This is a genomic window from Hymenobacter canadensis, assembly GCF_027359925.1.
GTDB lineage: Bacteria > Bacteroidota > Bacteroidia > Cytophagales > Hymenobacteraceae > Hymenobacter > Hymenobacter canadensis.
Window position 1 is genome coordinate 1,345,041 of record NZ_CP114767.1, and the last position, 19,261, is coordinate 1,364,301.

17 protein-coding genes are annotated in these 19,261 nt (G+C 63.6%); 7 read left to right on the forward strand and 10 right to left on the reverse strand.

What is annotated here, in order from left to right; genetic code table 11:
- The first annotated feature begins 370 nt into the window (after nucleotides 1–370).
- The gene (locus O3303_RS05865; protein ID WP_269561134.1) at nucleotides 371–628 is read left to right on the forward strand and encodes a hypothetical protein; all 258 of its coding nucleotides are present in this window, start codon (nucleotides 371–373) and stop codon (nucleotides 626–628) included.
- A gap of 355 nt (nucleotides 629–983) precedes the next feature.
- Here O3303_RS05865 and O3303_RS05870 read toward each other — a convergent pair whose 3' ends face one another.
- Both O3303_RS05870 and O3303_RS05875 read right to left on the reverse strand, forming a co-directional pair.
- Complete coding sequence (locus O3303_RS05870; protein ID WP_269561135.1) at nucleotides 984–3,386, reverse strand: DUF349 domain-containing protein; 2,403 nt, start codon at nucleotides 3,384–3,386, stop codon at nucleotides 984–986.
- A 68-nt stretch (nucleotides 3,387–3,454) separates the two neighbouring features.
- Nucleotides 3,455–4,024, reverse strand: coding sequence for a YqgE/AlgH family protein (locus tag O3303_RS05875; RefSeq protein WP_269561136.1), 570 nt, complete (start codon nucleotides 4,022–4,024; stop codon nucleotides 3,455–3,457).
- Nucleotides 4,025–4,230: 206 nt separating this feature from the next.
- Between O3303_RS05875 and pdxH the strand changes: the two genes are divergently transcribed.
- From pdxH to O3303_RS05895, 4 genes are all read left to right on the forward strand, one after another.
- Nucleotides 4,231–4,881, forward strand: coding sequence for a pyridoxamine 5'-phosphate oxidase (pdxH, locus tag O3303_RS05880; protein WP_269561137.1), 651 nt, complete (start codon nucleotides 4,231–4,233; stop codon nucleotides 4,879–4,881).
- 127 nt (nucleotides 4,882–5,008) lie between these two features.
- Nucleotides 5,009–6,334: a DUF1015 domain-containing protein gene (locus O3303_RS05885; protein WP_269561138.1), complete on the forward strand. Its 1,326-nt coding sequence runs from the start codon at nucleotides 5,009–5,011 to the stop codon at nucleotides 6,332–6,334.
- Nucleotides 6,335–6,919, forward strand: coding sequence for a Maf family nucleotide pyrophosphatase (locus O3303_RS05890; RefSeq protein WP_269561139.1), 585 nt, complete (start codon nucleotides 6,335–6,337; stop codon nucleotides 6,917–6,919). It abuts the gene before it with no gap.
- 41 nt (nucleotides 6,920–6,960) lie between these two features.
- Nucleotides 6,961–8,712, forward strand: coding sequence for a hypothetical protein (locus O3303_RS05895; RefSeq protein WP_269561140.1), 1,752 nt, complete (start codon nucleotides 6,961–6,963; stop codon nucleotides 8,710–8,712).
- Nucleotides 8,713–8,802: 90 nt separating this feature from the next.
- Here O3303_RS05895 and O3303_RS05900 read toward each other — a convergent pair whose 3' ends face one another.
- The 6 genes from O3303_RS05900 to sdaAB all read right to left on the reverse strand — a co-directional run bounded on the left by O3303_RS05900 (nucleotide 8,803) and on the right by sdaAB (nucleotide 14,749).
- Entirely contained in the window at nucleotides 8,803–9,237 is a 435-nt protein-coding gene (locus tag O3303_RS05900; RefSeq protein WP_269561141.1) for an EamA family transporter, read from the reverse strand.
- Nucleotides 9,238–9,243: 6 nt separating this feature from the next.
- Nucleotides 9,244–9,672 (reverse strand): DUF4259 domain-containing protein, encoded by a 429-nt coding sequence (locus O3303_RS05905; RefSeq protein WP_269561142.1) that lies wholly within the window; start codon nucleotides 9,670–9,672, stop codon nucleotides 9,244–9,246.
- Between the two features lie 55 nt (nucleotides 9,673–9,727).
- A complete protein-coding gene (locus O3303_RS05910; RefSeq protein ID WP_269561143.1) occupies nucleotides 9,728–10,717 on the reverse strand; it encodes an NAD(P)H-dependent glycerol-3-phosphate dehydrogenase in 990 nt (329 codons plus the stop codon).
- A 234-nt stretch (nucleotides 10,718–10,951) separates the two neighbouring features.
- On the reverse strand, nucleotides 10,952–12,379 hold the full coding sequence (locus O3303_RS05915) for an efflux RND transporter periplasmic adaptor subunit (RefSeq protein WP_269561144.1): 1,428 nt from the start codon (nucleotides 12,377–12,379) through the stop codon (nucleotides 10,952–10,954).
- Nucleotides 12,380–12,424: 45 nt separating this feature from the next.
- On the reverse strand, nucleotides 12,425–13,966 hold the full coding sequence (locus O3303_RS05920; protein ID WP_269561145.1) for a TolC family protein: 1,542 nt from the start codon (nucleotides 13,964–13,966) through the stop codon (nucleotides 12,425–12,427).
- Nucleotides 13,967–14,068: 102 nt separating this feature from the next.
- Nucleotides 14,069–14,749: an L-serine ammonia-lyase, iron-sulfur-dependent subunit beta gene (gene sdaAB / locus O3303_RS05925; protein ID WP_269561146.1), complete on the reverse strand. Its 681-nt coding sequence runs from the start codon at nucleotides 14,747–14,749 to the stop codon at nucleotides 14,069–14,071.
- A gap of 303 nt (nucleotides 14,750–15,052) precedes the next feature.
- Between sdaAB and O3303_RS05930 the strand changes: the two genes are divergently transcribed.
- Both O3303_RS05930 and O3303_RS05935 read left to right on the forward strand, forming a co-directional pair.
- Nucleotides 15,053–16,033: a tryptophan 2,3-dioxygenase family protein gene (locus tag O3303_RS05930; protein ID WP_269561147.1), complete on the forward strand. Its 981-nt coding sequence runs from the start codon at nucleotides 15,053–15,055 to the stop codon at nucleotides 16,031–16,033.
- A 333-nt stretch (nucleotides 16,034–16,366) separates the two neighbouring features.
- Complete coding sequence (locus O3303_RS05935; protein WP_269561148.1) at nucleotides 16,367–17,110, forward strand: energy transducer TonB; 744 nt, start codon at nucleotides 16,367–16,369, stop codon at nucleotides 17,108–17,110.
- 98 nt (nucleotides 17,111–17,208) lie between these two features.
- Here O3303_RS05935 and O3303_RS05940 read toward each other — a convergent pair whose 3' ends face one another.
- Together O3303_RS05940 and O3303_RS05945 are read right to left on the reverse strand one after the other, a co-directional pair.
- Nucleotides 17,209–17,589, reverse strand: a complete 381-nt coding sequence (locus O3303_RS05940; protein WP_269561880.1) for a DUF2911 domain-containing protein — start codon at nucleotides 17,587–17,589, stop codon at nucleotides 17,209–17,211.
- Entirely contained in the window at nucleotides 17,501–19,144 is a 1,644-nt protein-coding gene (locus O3303_RS05945) for an MFS transporter (RefSeq protein ID WP_269561149.1), read from the reverse strand. The genes O3303_RS05940 and O3303_RS05945 overlap by 89 nt, the downstream gene beginning before the upstream one ends.
- Nucleotides 19,145–19,261 lie beyond the last annotated feature (117 nt).

Sequence of the window (19,261 nt, forward strand, 5' to 3'; positions counted from 1 at the left end):
AAATTAGTGGGCCTTTAACTTTCCAATCAGCTTATAAGCTAAACAGGTGCCTATACAATGTATAGGCACCTGTTTAGCTTATAAGCTGATTGGCATTATCGGGTAGCCTTAATCTACCAGGACACAGTACGGAGTTTCATACTATCAATGCACTTATAATGAGCCACTCACGTGCGCGACATTTACAGATTATCAATCCCTTAATTCGCCTTGCCCCTGTTTTTTCTTGTGTAAGCTTATTTTTTTATTGCGCTGATTAATTAATAAAATTCGTAGCCTACTCTATGAATTTAGCGTAATGAGAATTATTCTGGTAGGTTTGTACTCTTCAGTTTTCCTACACGCTTTTCACCTCTAAAATACGTACACCATGGCCTTGGACATCAGCCAGCTTGAAGAAGTAATTAAGAACGCTAAAAACAGCGACATCGTAAAGAAAGACCTGCGCAAAGCACTCCGCAGCGTTTCGGCTGCAATTCGCACGCTCAACCAGGCAGTGGAAGATATGGATGCTATTCTGGCCGACGACTACCAGCCAGCCGTGAAAGAGCGTAAGGCCCGTACCGTAACACCAGGTGGCGCTAAGCGGGGCCGCAAGCCAAAAAATGCCGTGCCTGCCGGCGAGTAGTCTTACTGCTCCTGACAGAAAATAAAAAAGCCTCGCTAACGCGGGGCTTTTTTATTTTCCATTTCCGCGGCCTTACTACCAGCAATTCTGCGGTACCTCGCTCGCAAAAAATAAAACACAGCAACCGAAACCATAAGCGCCCCCTCTCTGCTCCCCAATCAACCCCTGAGATTCCGGCTCGCGCTGCACTATATCAGCCAGCCCGCTGGGTTCTATAAGCAGATCTTCAGACCCGCAATATCAGGAGGCATTTACAGTAGTCAGCCTGATCTTAAACGCCTGATTAGCGCAGAAAAGGAGGGCTCCGGTAAATTACCGGAGCCCTCCTTTTTTTATGGCAGTCGTGAAGCAAAGTCTAGCTACGCACGACGCGCAATTGCTTTTTCAGGCCCTCAATGCGGCCTTGTGCCTCGTCGATGCGGCCCTGGTATTCTTCGCGCAGTTGGGTGGCGTTTTTGGAACGGGCGAAAAACTCCAGGTTCGTTTTCAGCGTGGAAATATCATTTTCCAGCTCGTTGATTTCGCGGCGCAACGCCTGCTCCTTTTTATAGAGCTGCTGCTGAGCGTCGGGGCTGGATTTGAGGCGCTCTATCTGCAGGTTGAACAGCAGATCCGTTCGCTCGTCGTAGGCCAGGCCCGGCACCGTATCAAGGTACTTGCCCATCACGCTCTGGAACCGCTCGTCGGCGCGGCTGTCGGCCCCGAAGGCCTGCCACTCCTGCACGTGCTGCCGGAAGCCGTCGAGCGTGCCTGGCTGGTCGGCGCTGAGGCCGGCGGTGCTGGCGGCCAGCTGGTCGAGGTAGGTGGCCTGCTCCTGGCTGAGCTGCTGCACCCGCTCGTGGCGCTGCTTCTGCTCCTGGTTTTTGCGGTCGAAGAACGAGTCGCAGGCGGTGCGGAACCGGTTCCAGACCTTGTCCGACTGCTTCTCGGGCACGCGGCCGATGGTTTTCCAGTCTTTCTGCAGCCGGATGACCACCTCGCGGCCCTGCTCCCAGTCGGGGTTGGCCAGCGCAGCTTCGGCCTGCTCAATCAGCTCCAGCTTGCGCTTGAGGTTGCCGTTCTTCTCTTCGTCGAGGGCTTTGAAATACTGATTTTTGCGCTGGAAAAAGCCTTTATAGGCACCCCAGAACTGCTTGTTCATGTTCTCGGCCTTGTCGCGGGGCACGAGGCCGGCAGCATCCCACTCTTCCTTGAGCTTCTGAAGTTCGTCGGTTTTGGCCCGCCACTCGTTTACGCGCTCCGTCTGGAAGTCGCCGAATGGGCGCAGCTGCTCCAGCAGCGCCGCTTTGCGGGTCATGTTGGCGTTTTCCTGGGTTGAACGCGTGTCCAGAAACTCCTTTTTGCGGTTGTGCACCAGCTCCGACGCCTGCAGGAAGCGCTGCCACAGCGGCTCGCGCTGCTCGTTGGGCACCGGCCCGATGTGCTTCCACTCTTCGTGCAGCTGGCGCAGGTCGGTCAGGGCTTTGTTGATGCTCGACTGCCCGGCCAACGCCTCGGCCCGCACAATCAGGGCCTCTTTGGCCTCCAGGTTGCGGCGGCGGTCCAGCTCCTTCATCTCGAAGAACAGGCCGCGGTTGTTATAAAAGATGTCGAGCAGCGCGTGGTAGGAGTTCCACAGCTCCTGCGTGTCTTTCTGCGGCACCGGGCCGGTCGCCTTCCAGTCGTTCTGCAGCGCCTTGATGCGGGCCGAGCTGTCCTTGGTTTCGGCCGATTCTACCAGCAGGCGCAGCTGCGAGAGCAGATGCTGCTTGTGCAGCAGGTTGCGGGCGCGCTGCTCGTCTTCGGCTTTGGCGTCGCGCACGCGGCTCTCACGGAACTCCTGCATGCCTTTGCTCAACTCCTGGTAGCCGTCGGGGCCGGAGTAGGCAAAGTCGTCGCCTTCGTTGCCGGCTTCGGTGAAGCGCTGGCGGGCGGTGGTGCGGTCGGCCTGCACGGCCGTGTCGTACTGCCGGTAGAGGTCGGTAATCTGCTTGCGGTTCTGGCGGGCATCGGGGCGGCGCAGCAAGGCCAGCAGGTGCGTCGTCTGGGCCGGCAGGTCGAGGGTGGTGAAATCGGGGGCCGGCGTTTCGGGCACGAACTCCTCTTCCTCCTCGTGCGCAGCACCCGTTTCCAGGGGCGGCGTCTCCGACGAGGTTGGCAGGGTGGCCAGGGCTTCGGGGGCCGTTTCCAGCTCGGCCGCCGCGTGAATATCCGCCACGGGCAGCTCGGCGTCCGGCGACTCAGCCACCGACTCGCTGGCACCGGTCAGCGCTTCGGGCTCGGGCGACACGGGTTCGGCGGGCGCCTCGGTCAGGGCTTCGGGCTCGGGCGTTACGGCGGGCACCGGCTCGGCAGCCGCCACGTGGTCCGGCGCAGAATCGACAGCGCCGGCCTCCTGGGCCTGGGCACTTACCACCCCGGGGGTGCTGGTGCCATAGTGGCTTTCGGCGCGGGCCTGGGTGTCGGAAATGGCGGGGCTATGCGCGGGGGGCGCTACCGAAACCGGCGTCGCTGGTACCACAGCGGGCGTTTCGGCGGTGCCGGCTTCCTCGGGCTGGCCGGGCTGGGGGTGTGTTTCGGTGGCGGGACGTTCGGTTATATCGTCATCGGCGGCCGGCGCCGGGGCGGGCGTGGCAGCCACCGGGGCGTTGCCCGCAGTATCGGTAGCGTCGGGCTGCTGGGAGCGGATTTCAGCCAGCCGGCGCTCCAGAATGCTCATCGGCGACTCGGAGTCGGCAGCAGAGCCGGCGGGGGCGGCGTTATCGTTTTCGGGTAGCATAGTTCAGGGGAAAAGGCCCGGCCGGCAGTCGAAAAACGACGGCACGGGCGACGGAGGAAGAAATCAGGTCAGTTGAGGCGGGGGTCCAGCGGGTAGTTGGACAGGGCGCGGTAGCGGCCACCTTTCTCGCGCAGAATGGCCTGCCAGAAGGCATCATGGTCCAAAGTAAAGACTTTCCCGGCATCATTCGGGTGCACAATCCAAACATTTTCGTTGACTTCGGCCGCCAGCTGCCCGGTAGTCCAGCCGGAGTAACCGGCGTAGAAGCGTACGGTTTCGGGCGTTAGCTCGCCGTTGAGCAGGCGTTCCAGCAAAACGCTAAAATCGCCGCCCCAGTATACCGCATGGCCCAGATCCAGCGCCCCGGGAATAGTGGGGCACTGGTGCAGGAAATGCAGCGTATCGGGCTGCACGGGGCCGCCCATCAGCAGTGGCGCCTGGGCCAGCGGGCCGGCGTCGGCTGGTTCGGGCAGCTCCAGCACGTCGCCCAGGCGCAGAGCCGTCGGGCGGTTGAGCACTAGCCCGAAGGTGCCGTCCTCGTCGTCGTGGCGGCAGAGCAGCACCACGGTCCGCTCGAAGTTGGGGTCACCCAGAAAGGGCTGGGAAATCAGAAGATTACCGGGGCGGAGGCGGGGCATGGCAACAGGGCTTGGCAAACAAAAGCAACGCCCAACCCGTTGCCGACCCACCGGCCGGCGCCGGTGGGGGCCCTGCTAAACTACCTGCAGTACGTCAGCTGCCCCAACTCAGGTTCCGCCAAGTTCGCATTATGCTACCTTGCGGCCGATTTGGGCCGGAAATAGCGGCCCGCATCCTTTTTTTCCTTCCTCCTTCCCTACTCGCCATGCTCGATCCGCAACTGGCCGATTTGCGCAAAACCTACGCTCAGCGCACTCTTTCGGAAACCGACGTTCTGCCGCTGGCCGTGCCGCAGTTCCGGCGCTGGCTGGACGAGGCCCTAGCCGCCCAGCTCGACGAGCCCACGGCCATGACCTTGGCCACCGTGAGCGAAACCGGCCAGCCCTCGGCGCGGGTAGTGCTGCTGAAAGGCCTGCCCGACGAGGCCAGCTTCCTGTTTTATACCAACTACGAGTCGCGCAAGGGCCAGGAGCTGGCGGCGCGCCCGCTGGCGGCCCTCACGTTTTTCTGGCCGGGCCTGGAGCGGCAGGTGCGCGTGGAAGGCCGCGTAGAAAAAGCCCCCGCCAGCCTCTCCGACGAATACTTCCAGAGCCGCCCCCGGGCCAGCCAGATCGGGGCCTGGGCCTCGCCGCAGAGCCAGACGATTGAGAATCGGGAGCAACTGGAGCAGCGCGAGGCCGCTTTGCTGGACCAGTTTGCCGATCAGGACCCGCTGCCGCGCCCCGAGAACTGGGGCGGCTACATTCTGCGGCCGCACCGCGTGGAGTTCTGGCAGGGCCGCCCCAGCCGCCTCCACGACCGGATAGTGTACGAGCTGGAAGGCGACGCCTGGCGCCTGAGCCGCCTGGCACCCTAGCGCTGCGCGCAATTAAAAATTAAGAATTATGAATTGGCGGATTCCTGAAACGGGCATTCGCCAATTTAAGCCGAAGACTCCACTGTCGGACAATTCTTAATTCCTAATTCTTAATTCCCCCTTTCCTTTGGCTGAAATTCAACCCCTACGTGGCTGGCGCTACAATGCAACGCTGAGCCAGAACATCGATGACTATGTTTCGCCGCTGTTTGATGTAGTGTCGGCGCGGCAGCGGGAGGCGCTCTACCGCAACCCGCTCAACAGCATCCATTTGTCGGTGCCGCGCGGCGAGGATGCGGCCGGCGCGGCCCAACTCCGGCTGAGCGAGTGGCAGCAGGCCGGCGTGCTGCGCCAGGATGAGTTGCCGGGCATCTACGCCTACTACCAGTATTTCCGGCTGCCAGGCAGCACCCGCGAGTACTGCCGCAAGGGCTTCATGTGCCACATCCGGGCCTACGACTGGGCCGAGGACGTGGTGCTGCGCCACGAAAACACGCTGCCGGCGGCCGTCAACGACCGGGCCGAACTGCTGGCCCGCACCGAGTTCCAGACCAGCGCCACTCACGGCCTCTACCGCGACGACGACTTCGAGCTGGAGCGCTACCTCGACGAGGCCATCCTGACGCCGCTCTACCAGACCGAGGAAGACTACCAGGGTGCCCGCGACGTGCTGGCCGTGATTCAGGATGCGGCGGTTATCAAGCGGTTTCAGCAGGTGCTGGCGGCGCGGCAGGTGATTCTGGCCGACGGCCACCACCGCTACGAAGGCTCGCTGGCCTACCGGCAGGCGAGCCAGGCTGCCGAGCCGGCCGCCACCGGCCAGGAAGGCTGGAACTTCCACCTGATGTACCTCACCAACTCGGCCGCCGACGACCTGCGCATTCTGCCCACGCACCGGCTGCTGCTGGAGCTGCCCGATGGCCTCCGCAACGAGGAGCTGCTGGCGCGGCTGGAAACGTATTTTCTGGTGATGCCCAAGGAAGACCCTTACGACCTGCCCGAGCTGATTGCCGGCAAGCCCTGGGCCTTTGGGCTGTATCTGGGTGAGGGCCAGGCCTACAAGCTCCGGCTGCGGCCCGAGGTGCACGCCCAGCTCGACTGGGACACCACGCCCGAGGTAAAAGCGCTGGATTTGACGGTGCTGCACTTTTTCGTGCTGGAAAAGGTGCTCGGTATTATCGGGCCCAATGCGCAGCGGCAGTGGCCGGGCGTGGCCTACGTGCGCAATTTCCCCGAGTGCCTGCAGCGGGTGGAGCACGGCGAGGCCCGCGCCGCCTTCATCACCAGCGAAGTAACCATGGACGAAGTGGAGCGGGTCTGCCACTCGGGCGCCGTGATGCCGCCCAAGTCCACGTTTTTTTATCCCAAAACCATCGGCGGTTTCCTGTTCAGCAGCATCCGCGCCGACGAAACCCAGCACCCGTTTATGCGGGAGTTTTCTGTTCCTCTCTAAATGAAGCTCGTTCTGGCCTCCAATTCGCCGCGCCGCCGGCAGCTGCTCTCCGACCTGGGCCTGGCCTACACCGTGCGCCTGCAGGAAGTAGATGAGTCGTTTCCACCGCACCTACGCCGCGCCGAAGTAGCCGAGTACCTAGCCGCCCACAAAGCCGCCGCCTACCGCGCTGGCTTGGCCCCCGACGAGGTGGTGCTCACCGCCGACACCATCGTGTGCCTCGACGAGGACGTGCTCAACAAACCCGCCGACGAGGCCGAAGCCATCCGGATGCTACAACGCCTGCAGGGCCGCACCCACGACGTCTTCACCGGCGTCTGTCTGCTCGGCGGCGACGGCCGGCAGGTGGTTTTCTCCGACCAGACTCGGGTAACTTTCCGCGAATTATCCCTCTCGGAAATAGAACATTACGTTAGCCAGCATCAACCACTGGATAAGGCCGGCGCCTACGGGGCACAGGACTGGATTGGGATGGTAGCCGTGACCCGGCTGGAGGGCTCCTACTTCAACGTGATGGGCCTGCCGGTGCACCGCGTGTGGGAAGAACTGTCGCGCCTGACCGGCGCCAGCCTGCTGGCTGATTAAGCGGGCCGCTTTCTTTTTTGGCTGATTTCCCTGCTGCCCGTATGCGCGTTTTTGCTCCTGTTCCGGTCCGCGCCCTGCTGGCGTTTGGGCTGCTGTGCCTGTTGGCCGGCAGCGTGTGGCTACTGCTGATTTTTGGGCCGGCCGCCTACGCCAGGGTGCAGGCCCTGGGCCACGTCACGTACCACGAGGGCAGTTACCGGCACCTGCGCCTGACCCTGACCCCGGCCCGCTACCTGGCCCTGCGCGGCGGGCTGCTGGCCGCGGCTTTGCTCAGTGGTAGCGGCCTGTGGCTGCTGAGCCGGCAGCGGCCTGGGCTGCTGCGCCGGGAAGGGCAGCACCTGAGGCAGGAGTTCGGGCGCTTCGGCAGCAGCATGCGCAGCACCTGGCAGCAGCTGGGGCGGGGGCAGCAGCTCGTGTTCGGGGGGCTACTGCTGGCGCTGCTGCTCGTGCGGCTGTGGTACTTGGTCTACTACCCCATCAGCACCGATGAGGCGGCCTCGTTTGATTACTTCATTCACGAGGGACCGGTGGCTATCAGCAGCTTCTACCCCATTCCCAACAACCACCTGCTGTTCAACTTTATGTGCTGGCCGCTGAGCTGTTTGAGCACTGACCTGCACGTGGTGATGCGCCTGCCCACGCTGCTGCTCGCTACGGTGGGCTCGGCCGGCTGCTACCTGCTGCTGACGCGCCAGCTGGGTTTCCGGGGCGCCACGCTGGGCACCGGCCTGTTCAGCTTTACGCCATTGGGGCTGTACTACGCGGTGGCGGGCCGAGGCTATTTTCTGCAGCTAGTGCTGCTGCTAGCGGTGTTTTTCGCGGCCCTGACGCTGTGGCGGCAGCCATTGCGGCAGCGACTAGCCTGGGTGGTATTTGTGGGCGGCAGCATTCTGGGCTTATACACCATCCCGACATTTGTGTACCCGCTGGCGGCGCTGGGGCTGGGTTTGTTGCTGCGCTTCGGTGGGCAGCGGCAGTGGCCGGCGGTGGGCCGGCTGGTGCTGGCCGGCACCCTGATTGTGGCCGCCACCGGGCTGCTCTACGCGCCGGTAATTGCCGTATCGGGGCTGCCGCGGCTGCTGGGCAACCGTTACGTAGAGCCGTTGAGCGCGGCGGTGTTCTGGCCCCGCTTCGCTGGCCACCTGCGCGTGCTGGCCGACATGCTGGCCGGCAATGGCCGCCTGGGTTTGCTGGGCGGCGCGGGCCTAGTGGCGGTGTGGCCGCTGCTCTGGTGGCAGCTTCCGCGCCAGCGGGCCGTGCTGGCCCTGGCCGGCCTGCTGCTGGCCGTGCCGCTGCTGCTGATGGCGCTGCAGCAGGTGCTCACCCCGGCCCGGGTACTGCTATTCATGGCCTGCTTCGGCAGCATCCTGGCGGGGTTGGCGGCCCCGGTGCTACTCGGCTGGCTGCGGGTGCCGGCCCGCGCGCAGCTGGCGCTGTTTCTGCTGCTGATTGGCGGCTACGAGGTGTACCAATTCCGGCGGCAGCTGACGCCGTGGCGGGCGGAGCATCGCCAGGAGCAGCTGATGGAGGCGTCGTACCGCTGGCTTACCCGTCACGGGGCACGGCAGGTGTTTCTGGCCTCGCCGCAGCACGAGCTGTTCATGCACCACTACGCCCTGCTGGAAAGTCGCCCGCCGGCCCTCGCCACGCGCGCCGACCCACGCCAGACCTACGATTTCGTGGTGCTGGAGCGCGACGCCAAGAACCCACCCGCCTGGACCCAGCCGCCCTTCTACACCCCGGCGTATCAGGACAGGTACGTGGTAATTTATAGCCGGGCCACGCAGCCGTAATGCCGCAGGCCGCCCGACGCCGGACAAGTGCAAACTATCATCCGGCGTCGGGCGGCCTGCTCAGCATTTCCCTTCTCAAACAGAACCCGGCTAGTGCCCGCGGGCCAGCAGCGCAATGCCGCCTACGATGAGCAGCAGGCCCAGCGCCTGGGGCCAGCCCAGCGTTTCGCGCAGCACCAGCACGCCCAGCAGGGCCGTCAGCAGCACCGAGCCGCCCACAATCAGTGGGGTACCCACCGAGGCCGGCGCGCCGCGGCTATACACCGCAAACGTCAGAATCTCGGCCAGCCCGATGCCCACGCCGGCCAGCGCCGCCAGCGTGAGGCCGCGGCTGGTGGCCAGCACCGGCGGCAGCGCACCGCGCAGGTACAGCACTAGCAGCAGGCTTGCCCCCACCAATGCGGCCACCACCTGCAGCACCACGGCGCCCACCATTTCGTGCACCTGCCCGGCCGAGGCCTTGATCAGCAGGTTGTAGAGCGCCATGCACACGGCGGCGCAGGCCGCCAGCAACAGCCAGTTCATCAGCCGCTACGCTTCGTCGTCGTCGGCTTCGCCGTCCTCGTCGTGGAGGCGGGCCAGCAGGTCCTGCTGCAGCTGCTGCCAGCTGGCATAGTCCTCCGACTCCGCCCACCGCTCCTGCAGCTCCGAGCTCTTCAGCACGGCCGCTACGGCGTCTTCGGCCAGCTCGCGCAGGTCTTCACTGTCGGCGGCGTCGAGGTGGGCGACGGCGGGCAGCAGGCCGGGCGGGAAGTCGGCGGCGGGCTTGCCCAGGATGGCGGCCACGATTTCGGCCGCGGCCAGTGCCTCACTAGCGGCATCAATTTCCAGGTTGCCTTCCTCCTCGGCCGCCGTGGCCAGCGCCTCGTAGAGTGCGGCCTCGTTGGGCGTTTCGCGGAAACTCTCGCCGAGGTCGGCGGCGGCGTCATTGTCGAAGTTGTGGTAGTCCCAGGTGCTCATGAATGAGTGGCGTTGGATGATGATGTGTCAGTTGATTAGCAAACGCGCTGACGGTTTACCGGAACTTCTCTTTCAGCAATTCGATTTCCACGGCCGGCGAAATCTTCTCGTAGAGAATGTGGTATGCGGCCGACGTGATGGGCATGGGCACTTGCAGGCGCTTATTTATCTCGTAGATGCTCTTCACGGCGTAGTAGCCCTCGGCCACCATGTTCATCTCCATCTGCGCCGACTTCACCGAGTAGCCGCGGCCCACCATGTTGCCGAAGGTACGGTTGCGCGAAAACTGCGAGTAGGCCGTCACCAGCAGGTCGCCGAGGTAGGCCGAGCCCGATAGGTCGCGGGGCGTGGGGTTGAGGGCGTGCACGAAGCGGCGCATTTCCTGCACCGCATTGCTCACCAGCACCGCCTGGAAGTTGTCGCCGTAGCCGAGGCCGTGGGCAATGCCGCTGGTCAGGGCAATGATGTTTTTCATGACGGCAAAGTATTCGATGCCGTCGAGGTCCTGGGCGGGGTTGGCCTTCACGTAGCGGTTGCGCAACAGGCGGCAGAAGTCCTCGGCCAGCGTGGAGTCGGGCGAGCCGATGGTGAGGTAGCTCTGCTTTTCCAGCGCCACTTCCTCGGCGTGGCAGGGCCCCGCCACCACGCCCAGGCGCGAGGGCGGCAGCCGGAACCGGTCGGCCACATAGTCGGTTACCAGCACATTCTTGCCCGGAATCATGCCCTTGATGGCCGAAATCACCCGCTTGTTCTTCAGCGCGTCGCGGTCCAGCTTATCGAGCACGCCCTGCACGAAGGCGGCCGGCACGCCCAGCACCAGCCAGTCGGCCTCTTCCACCACTTCCTGCAGGTTCGTGGACGGAAACACGCGCGTGAGGTCGTGGGCCACCGACGAGAGGTAGCGCGGGTTGTGGCGCGTGGTGCGCAGGTGCTGCACGTCGTCTTTGGAGCGCAGCCACCAGCCCACCCGGGACCCGTTTTCGGCCAGAATCTTGGTGAGAGCAGTGGCCCAGGAGCCGCCGCCGAGCATGGCTATTTTTTCCAACTAGGTAACAGGTGAGAGGTGATGAGGTGACAGGTGACAAGGAGCCGGGGCTGTTTTCGGCCAGCGCAGCCGCCCGCGCCCTGGATAGCCTGTCCTCAAAAGTGCGAAGTTTCCATTACAAACAAGCCCCTGCCGCGCGAACGACAGGGGCTTGGCTGCTATAGGAGGTTGGCGGACAGCGGAGAACAAATAGCGGCCACCGGGCCCGAACCATCCCAAAATGCGGCTGCGAGGCTATTTGGCGTCAGCGGGGCCTTCTTTCAGGGCTTCCTTGTCAAGGCTTTGAGCGTCCTTCACTACCACCCGCTCGCCGGGCTTCAGGGTTTTGGCCACGGCCCGGAACGGTCCGCTGACCACTTCGTCGCCGGGCTTCAGGCCGCTCAGGATTTCGATGTTCTGGAAGTCGCTGATGCCGGTTTTCACGGGCGTAATCATGGCCTGGCCGTCGCGGATGATGAATACCACTTCCTGCACGTCGGTGACTTTCTTGGCGCTGGCGGCTTCGGTAGCGGCGCTATTGCCGCGCCCGCCTACGCCGCCCACCCGCACGCGGGGGCCGGCGCTGCCAGCCGCGCCGGTGGCGGCCGTCATGGCGCTGTCGGAGCGGGTTGTGACGGCGGCCAGCGGCACGCTCAGCACGCCGGTTTTGCGGTCGGTGATGATGTCGACGGAAGCCGTCATGCCGGGGCGGAACGGTACCACGGTGCGGCCGTTGACGGTGCGCAGCAGATGGCGGTACGAGTCGGGCAGCAGACGGATGCGCACCTCAAACTCCGTCACGGCTTCGGCCGTGAGGGCATCTTTGGCGGTATTAGCAATGCTGGTCACGAGGCCGCGGAACTTCTCGTCCTTGCTGGCATAGGAGTCCACTTCCACCACCACTGAGTCGCCGAGGTGCACGTTGATGATATCGTTTTCATTCACGTTCACTCGCACCTCCATGGAGTTGAGGTTGGCGATGCGCATGATTTCGGTGCCCGACATCTGCGACGTACCCACTACCCGCTCGCCTTTCTCCACGTTGAGCTTGCTGATGGTGCCGCTCACGGGGGCGTAGATGGTGGTTTTGTTGAGGTTACGGCGGGCGTCATCGAGGCCGGCCTGGGCGCTCTGCACGCTGCTCTGCGCCGAGCGGATGCCGGCCCGGGCGCTGTTGAGCTCCTCCTGGGAGGCGTCGTAGGCAGCTTTGGCTCCTTCGTACTCGGCCTGCGAAATCACCTTCTGCTTGAACAGCGAGGCATTGCGGCGGTAGGTCAGCTCGGTTTGCTTGGCATTGGCAATCAGCTGCTGCAGGCGCGCCTGGGTCTGGCCCACGTTGGCGCGCTGGGCATTCACCACCGCCGACTGCTGGTTAACCAGGGCCTGGTAGTTGTCGGGGCGGATGCGCAGCAGCAGCTGGCCTTTCTTCACTGAGTCGCCTTCCTGCACATACAACTCCGTGATTTCGCCCGATACGTCGGGCGAAATTTTCACTTCCGTTTCCGGCTGCACCTTGCCCGAGGCGCTTACCTGCTCCACGATATTGACGGTACCGGCCTTGGCCGCCGTTACTTCGGTACCGGCCGGCTTGCCGACCCAGCCCTGTTTTTTACCGATGGCGTAGCCCCCGATTCCCAACAGCACGACGGCCAGCAGAATGTAGAGTAAGCGGTTGTTTTTCATAGTTATGTCTTGGATTCTTGTCGGACTTGGGAACGTGGCAACCGGCTAGAGCGCCAGCGGGCGGCCTTGGTAGAAGTCCAGCACCTTACGGCGGAACGTGTACTCGTACTTGGCCTGAATCATGGTTGATTCGGCGGCGGCGAGGTTGTTTTTGGCGATGTTGAACTCGGTACCGTTGAGCAGGCCGTTGTTGAAGCGGATTTCGGCGTTGCGGTAGGCTGTGGTCAGGGCTTCGGTCTGGCGCTTGGCCGAGGCGAACTTCCGCTGGGCAGCCAACGCATCGGCGGCGGCCTGCTGGATGTTCTGGCGCAGCGTGAGGCGGGTCTGCTCGGCGCGCAGCTCAGCCTGGCGGGTGGCTACCTGGGCCCGCTGCACGTTGGTGCGGGCCTGGAAACCGTTGAGAATTGGAATGTTGAGGTTGAACTGCAGCTGCCGACCGATGTTGTCCTTGATCTGGTCGGCGAACTTAGTTGGCAGAAACTCCGGAATGGCCTGCGCCGGCTGCAGCACCGCAAACGTGGTGGGCACCGGCTGGCCATTCACGTACTGCACCACCGGAATCGGAATAACCGACGTGGAGTCGCCGTTGAACACACGCGCCAGCCGCGACGAGGAGAAACCGGTGAATACACCGGCCCCAAAAGTTAGGCGCGGCAGGTAGGCCCCGCGGGCCACATCGATGCCCAGCTGGCTGGAGCGCACGCGCAGGTCGGCAGCCCGGATTTCGGGCATCACGCCCTGCGCCGTCTCGAAGATAGTGGCCGGATCAGCGTCGTAAGCGGCATTTTCGTCGGGGTCGGGCACCTGGGGCATGTCAATCCGGAAGGCGGCCGCACCGGCCGCATCCAGGTTGAGTAGCTGAATGAGCTGCAGGCGCGCCAGGTCGCGCTGGTTCTGGGCCGTCACTACGTTCAGCTCGTCGGAGGCCAGCTGAGCCCGGCTGTCGAGCAACTGGCTTTCGGCCACGGCACCGGCCTTGAGCAGTTTTTCGGTGCGCGAAATCTGCTGCTGGCTGCTGTTCACGCGGGTCTGGTTGGCCCGGATCAGCTCCTCAGCCAGCACGTACTGCAGGTACACTGAGGCCACGTTCAGCGACAAGTCGTTACGGGCCTGCTCGATATCCACCAAGGCGGCTTGGTAATCCAGCGCATTGCGCTTCACAGTGTTGCGCAGCTGGAACCCGGAAAACAGGGTAATCTGGGAAAAGGCCGAGAAGTTATTGGACCGGATGGTCTGACTCACGAAGTCGTTGGTGAGCGGGTCGAGGCCGGTACCGTAGTTCCAGGTCTGGCTGCCGCTCAGGTTGGCCGTGGGCAGCAGCGCCCCGCGACCGGCGCGCTGCGTCACGTCGCTGAGCTCGGCATTGAGCTGGCTCTGGCGCACGTTCAGGTTGTTTTTCACCGCGTAGTCCACGGCCTGCTGCAGCGTGAAGGGTGTGCCGGCCACTGCCGGCGCTTGGGCCAGCGCCGTGCCCGGCGGCTGGGCGGGCGGCGTAGTCTGAGCCGCAGCGGGGCGGACCGCAACCAGCAGCAGGGCCGTGGAGCCAGCCAGAGCCAGCGCACGGGGCAGAGTAGCAGGTATTTTCATATAGTAGGCAGAGGAAACGAAAAGCAGAACGACAGACCTGCGCCAGTATTTCAGGCCAAATATGCAGAAACGCGAATTAATGACCGATTGGCTTTACCAACTCTAATCGATGGTGGGAATGTAGGTAACGCGGCGCACCCAGCTGAGCTGGCGCAGGTATTCGAGCGTAATTTCCTTGATGCCCGAGTCGATTTCAATGAACTGCCGGGCCACGTCGTTTTTGCCTTTCCGCGACACGAGCATGGTGGCAATGTTGCAGTCGTCGTGGGCAATGACCGAGGCAATGAAGGCAATGGAGCCCTTGGCGTCGTCGGCGTCGAGGATGAGCGTGTGCAGGCTGCCCGAAAAGTCGGAGGGAAAGCCATCCACCTCCACAATCCGGATGACGCCGCCGCCCCGGCTCTGCCCGATAACTTCCACGGCGTGGCCCGTGCGCTCGTCGCGCAGCTGCAGCCGGATGGTGTTGGGATGCATGGTCGAGGCATTGCCGACGCCCTGGAACGAGTACTGCAAGCCGGCCTCCTTGGCGTGGTCGAAGGCCTCGCGGATGCGCACGTCGTCGGTGGCCATGCCCAGCAGGCCGGCCACGATGGCGCGGTCGGAGCCGTGGCCCTCGTAGGTGCGGGCAAACGAGTTATAGAAGGTAATGACGGCATGCGTGGGCGTACCGCCCAGAATGCGGATGGCGGCGCGGGCAATACGCACCACGCCGGCGGTGTGCGACGAGCTGGGCCCGATCATCACCGGCCCAATCATGTCGAAGATGCTGCTTTTCTCGGCCATATACGGGGTAAAGGTAGAAGTATTGGCGGATTTGTGAAGTAGTGAGTTTGTGGATTTATGGGGCCCTGTCATCCTGCCCCTGCGAAAGACCTTGTGCGCTAAGAATACCTTTCTTGTCAGCGACTCGTTCTCATTGCACAAGGTCCTGCGCAGGCGGACGCCAGATCAGGGATGACCGGGCACCACCACCCGCGTAAGGATGCCGGCGCTGGCGCCGGGGTTGCCTGCGGCTGGCAGTTTCGGCGGCTTTTTCGTTCCTTGTGGCCGGATTCCCACCCTGTTTCCTCCCACACCCACCCGCCCATGCCCACCCCCGAGGACGAGTTTTCGCCCGCCGTTTACGAGCAGCTGCGGCTGCTGCAGCAGAAGTACGCCGCCGACAACCAGGACCTGGCCGCCTACCTCGAAGGCCTCTACCACGCCGACTACGTCAACTACTGGGACTACATCAGCCTGGACACGCTGCTGAGTTTGCAGCGCCCGCTCACGCTTATTCCCGATGAGCGGATCTTCATCATGTACCACCAGATTACGGAGCTGTACTTCAAGCTCTGCCTCTGCGAGTACGAGCAGCTGGGGGAGCTGCAGACGCCTACGCTGCAGGAGCTGGTGCTGCGCCTGGGCCGCATCAACCGCTACTTCGAGAACCTGATCGACTCGTTCGACGTGATGGTGGACGGCATGGACAAGCAGCAGTTTCTGCAGTTCCGCATGTCGCTGATGCCGGCTTCGGGCTTTCAGAGCGTGCAGTACCGCATGATTGAAATTGCCAGCACCGACCTGAGCAACCTGCTCGACAAGGAAAAGCGCCGCCTGCTGGGCGAGGCCGCCGCCCACGACGAGCTGATGGGCTGCATCTACTGGAAGGCCGGCGCCACCGTAGAAGACACTGGCGCAAAAGCGCTTACCCTCATTCAGTTCGAGCAGAAGTACACCCAGCAGCTCACGGCCCACGCCGCCCACTACCAGCACCGCAACGTGTGGAGCGTGGTGCAGCGCCTGCCCCCCGAGGACCAGCAGCACCCGCGCCTGCTGCGCCAGCTCAAGCAGCTCGACATCAACGTGAACGTGAACTGGCCGCTGATGCACTTCAAGTCGGCGGTGCGCTACCTGGAGCGGCACCCCACGGCCGTGGCGGCCACCGGCGGCACCAACTGGAAGAAGTACCTGCCTCCCAAGTTCCAGCGCCGCATCTTCTACCCCCAGCTCTGGACCGCGCAGGAGCTCGAAGACTGGGGCAAAGGCTGGGTGGAAAGCGTGCTGGGCGAAGCCGGGCAGTCGTAATATATGTACCGTACCCGGAAATGGCTGGCCGATAACACTGGCCTCATTATAGCCGCAGTGGCTGGTTTTCTGCTACTCAGTGGCGCAGTTGGCTACTGGCGCGGCATCACGGAGGCGCCAGGCAAATATGGAAAGCCGCAGCCAGTCTGGCTGCTATTCGTTGTGGGCCTTGTCCTCTTGTGGATAGCAAGAAAGGTCAGACAGCCGAATACTCGCCCGCGTAAGCCGGCAGCTGACCTCAGTCCGACACCCGGCGGAAAGAGGCCCAAGGCAAAAAAGAAATTAGGCTGACTGCATTTTACCTTACTACTCATCCCCAACCTATCTGTACCCATGCGCAACACCTTATTGCTGGCGGCCGCACTGCTGCCGCTGGCTGCCACCGCTCAGAAAACCACTAAAGTGGTAGTCAAACAGTCTAATCCTTGGAGCCAGGAAACCTACTACGTGCTGCAGGACAACAAAAATGTGAAGCACGGACCCTACCTGCAGCAAAGCAACAGCTTGCGCGCCCAGCCTATTCAGCAGGGCTTCTACAAGCAGGGCCAGCGCGACAGCACCTGGATTGAATACGGCTGGAACGGCCAGCGGCAGGGCACCGGCGCCTACCGCAACGACCAGAAAACGGGCACCTGGAGCTACTACGCCGCCGGCGACACCCTGGAACAGCGCTACAACCACTCCACCCGGACCCTGGAATTTACCCGCATCCGGCCCGCCGACCAGCAGAAGCAATACACCGTTGTGGAGGGCGCTGGCTCCCGGCAGGTTTCCCTGGACCGGCCGCCACTCTACATCGGTGGGCAGCAGGCCATGAACCAGGCCGTTGGCACCTCCGTGCGCTATCCGGCGCTGGCCCTGCGCAACCGCGCCGGCGGCGACGTGGTGATTGAGTTTCTGGTAGATGAGCAGGGCCGCGCCAGCGGACACCGCGTGAAATCCGGCGTTGGCTACGGCTGCGACGAGGAAGCGCTACGCGCCGTGCAGCAGCTGCCAGCTGGCTGGTTGCCCGGCGTGCTGGCCGGCCAGCCGATAGCCGCCTTAATGGAAGTCCCCGTCAAGTTCCGGATTCGGTAACCTAGCCCAGCCCCACCTACATAAACCGGCCGCCGCCTCTGCCCTGAAAAGCAGAAACGGCGGCCGGTTTGCGTTCGGCAGCTAGCCCGATGAAGGTGTTACTTCACCGTGAAGGCCGCCTGCGTGTTGTCCCACATCAGGGTTACCACGCCGGCTTTGTCGGCCGAGATGGTGAACTGCTCCACGGGAGCGGCGGTTTTGGTGGGCTTGGCCTGCACGCGCAGCGCGTCGTCGGCCTGCTTGTACTCGTAGGCGCCCCACTGCTTGGCGGTTTTGTTGAAGATGATGGTCCACTCCTTCTCGCCGGGGATGGTGAACAGGGCGTAGGTACCGGCGGCCAGGGCCTGGCCGTTGATTTTCACGGCTTTGGTGGTCGTGAAGGTGGTAGCCTCATTGGCACCGGTGCGCCACACTTTGCCGTAGGGCTCCAGGCCCCCGAAGGCTTTGCGGCCTTTCAGCGAAGGGCGGCTGTAGTCGATGGTGAAGCCGGGGCCAGTGACGGTGGCCGGCGGGCTGGGGCGCTTGCTCTTGTCTTCGGGCTTTTTGGCTTGCGCCATGGCCTGGCCGGCCAGCAGCAGGCCGCAGAACACGAACAGCAGGGTGAGAATCTTTTTCATGAGAAACGGGAAAAGGTGAGTGTGGAAGAAAAGTAACAAACCGAGCCGCAACGTTGCGCGGCACCTCAGAACCGGCCCTACCCGAAAAGGTTAGCCGGCCGCCGTATCCATGCGTGAGGTGTCGCGGGTGTCGGGCATGCGCAGGTACACCACCAGCGAAATGGCGGCGCAGGCCGTCACGTACCAGTAAAACCAGCTTTCCACGCCCTGGCTTTTGGCCAGCAGTGCCACGTACTCGGCTGTACCGCCGAAAATGGCCACCGTGAGAGCATACGGCAGCCCCACGCCCAGCGCCCAGCGCCCGGATTTCCGTTGGGAACAGCTCGGCCTTCACCACGGCGTTGATGGACGTGTAGCCGCTCACGATAGTCAGGGCCAGCACCAGTAGCCCGAACGCCACGCCGGGGCTGGGAGCCGCGCCTAGCCACGTCATCAGCGGCACGGTGCCCAGCGTGGCGCCCACCCCAAAAAACAGCAGCACCGGCCGCCGCCCCACCCTGTCCGACAACGCTCCGAGCAGCGGCTGCAGCAGCATAGCCACGCCCAGCGCCCCAAACGATACCAGCGTGGCCTGGCCCTTGGTGAAGCCGGTGGTGTTCACCAGAAACTTCTGGGTGTAGGTGGTGAAGGTGTAGAACACCACGGTGCCGCCCAGCGTGAGGCCCACCACCGTCAGCACCTCGCGCGGGTAGCGCAGCAGCAGCCGGAGCTTGCCGGGCTGCGGCACGGCAGCGGCGTTGTCGGCGGCGGTTTGGTGGGTGAAGGCGTCGGTTTCTTCCATGGTGCGCCGCAGATACAGCGCCACCACGGCCGCGGCGGCCCCAATCCCGAACGGCACGCGCCAGCCCCAGGCCTGCAGTTCGGCGGCGCTCAGCACCTGCTGCAAACCCAGCTGCACCAGCAGCGCCAGCAGTTGCCCCGCAATCAGGGTCACGTATTGAAAGCTGGAAAAGAAGCCCCGGTTGCGCTGGTCGGCCATTTCGCTCAGGTAAGTGGCCGAGGTGCCGTACTCGCCGCCCACGCTCAAACCCTGCAGCAGCCGCGCCAGCACCAGCAGCACCGGCGCCGCCACCCCAATCTGGGCGTAGGTGGGCGTGAGGGCAATCAGCAGCGAGCCACCGCACATGAGCAGCACCGAGGCCATAAGGGCCGCCTTGCGCCCGGCGCGGTCGGCGTACAGCCCCAGCAGCCAGCCGCCCAGCGGCCGCATCAGAAAGCCCACCGCAAAAATGGCGGCCGTGTTGAGCAGCTGCGCCGTCTGGCTGCCCTGCGGGAAAAACGAGGGCGCGAAGTACAGGGCAAACGCCGAGTACACGTACCAGTCGTACCACTCGACGAGGTTGCCGACGGAGCCGCTGAAGATGGAGCGGATGCGGGAAGCCATGCTGCGGCCGCCCGGCACGGGATAAGTTTGCATGCCGCAAAGTAGCACGTGGCCGCGTGTAGCACGGGCTTCAGCCCGTAGCTCTGCGGCGGCGGCGGTATGGCAAGCAGCCCGGCCGGCGCGGCCGCGCCCACGCTACATTCCGCCCCT

Excerpts from the sequence above, each read along its gene's own strand:
- O3303_RS05875 (WP_269561136.1), bottom strand. The coding sequence starts at position 4,024 with ATGCCCCGCCTCCGCCCCGGTAATCTTCTGATTTCCCAGCCCTTTCTG.
- sdaAB (WP_269561146.1), bottom strand. The coding sequence starts at position 14,749 with ATGGCCGAGAAAAGCAGCATCTTCGACATGATTGGGCCGGTGATGATC.
- O3303_RS05900 (WP_269561141.1), bottom strand. The coding sequence starts at position 9,237 with ATGAACTGGCTGTTGCTGGCGGCCTGCGCCGCCGTGTGCATGGCGCTC.
- O3303_RS05865 (WP_269561134.1), top strand. The coding sequence starts at position 371 with ATGGCCTTGGACATCAGCCAGCTTGAAGAAGTAATTAAGAACGCTAAA.
- O3303_RS05930 (WP_269561147.1), top strand. The coding sequence starts at position 15,053 with ATGCCCACCCCCGAGGACGAGTTTTCGCCCGCCGTTTACGAGCAGCTG.
- O3303_RS05905 (WP_269561142.1), bottom strand. The coding sequence starts at position 9,672 with ATGAGCACCTGGGACTACCACAACTTCGACAATGACGCCGCCGCCGAC.
- O3303_RS05895 (WP_269561140.1), top strand. The coding sequence starts at position 6,961 with ATGCGCGTTTTTGCTCCTGTTCCGGTCCGCGCCCTGCTGGCGTTTGGG.
- O3303_RS05890 (WP_269561139.1), top strand. The coding sequence starts at position 6,335 with ATGAAGCTCGTTCTGGCCTCCAATTCGCCGCGCCGCCGGCAGCTGCTC.
- O3303_RS05945 (WP_269561149.1), bottom strand. The coding sequence starts at position 19,144 with ATGCAAACTTATCCCGTGCCGGGCGGCCGCAGCATGGCTTCCCGCATC.
- O3303_RS05935 (WP_269561148.1), top strand. The coding sequence starts at position 16,367 with ATGCGCAACACCTTATTGCTGGCGGCCGCACTGCTGCCGCTGGCTGCC.
- O3303_RS05870 (WP_269561135.1), bottom strand. The coding sequence starts at position 3,386 with ATGCTACCCGAAAACGATAACGCCGCCCCCGCCGGCTCTGCTGCCGAC.
- O3303_RS05915 (WP_269561144.1), bottom strand. The coding sequence starts at position 12,379 with ATGAAAAACAACCGCTTACTCTACATTCTGCTGGCCGTCGTGCTGTTG.
- pdxH (WP_269561137.1), top strand. The coding sequence starts at position 4,231 with ATGCTCGATCCGCAACTGGCCGATTTGCGCAAAACCTACGCTCAGCGC.
- O3303_RS05920 (WP_269561145.1), bottom strand. The coding sequence starts at position 13,966 with ATGAAAATACCTGCTACTCTGCCCCGTGCGCTGGCTCTGGCTGGCTCC.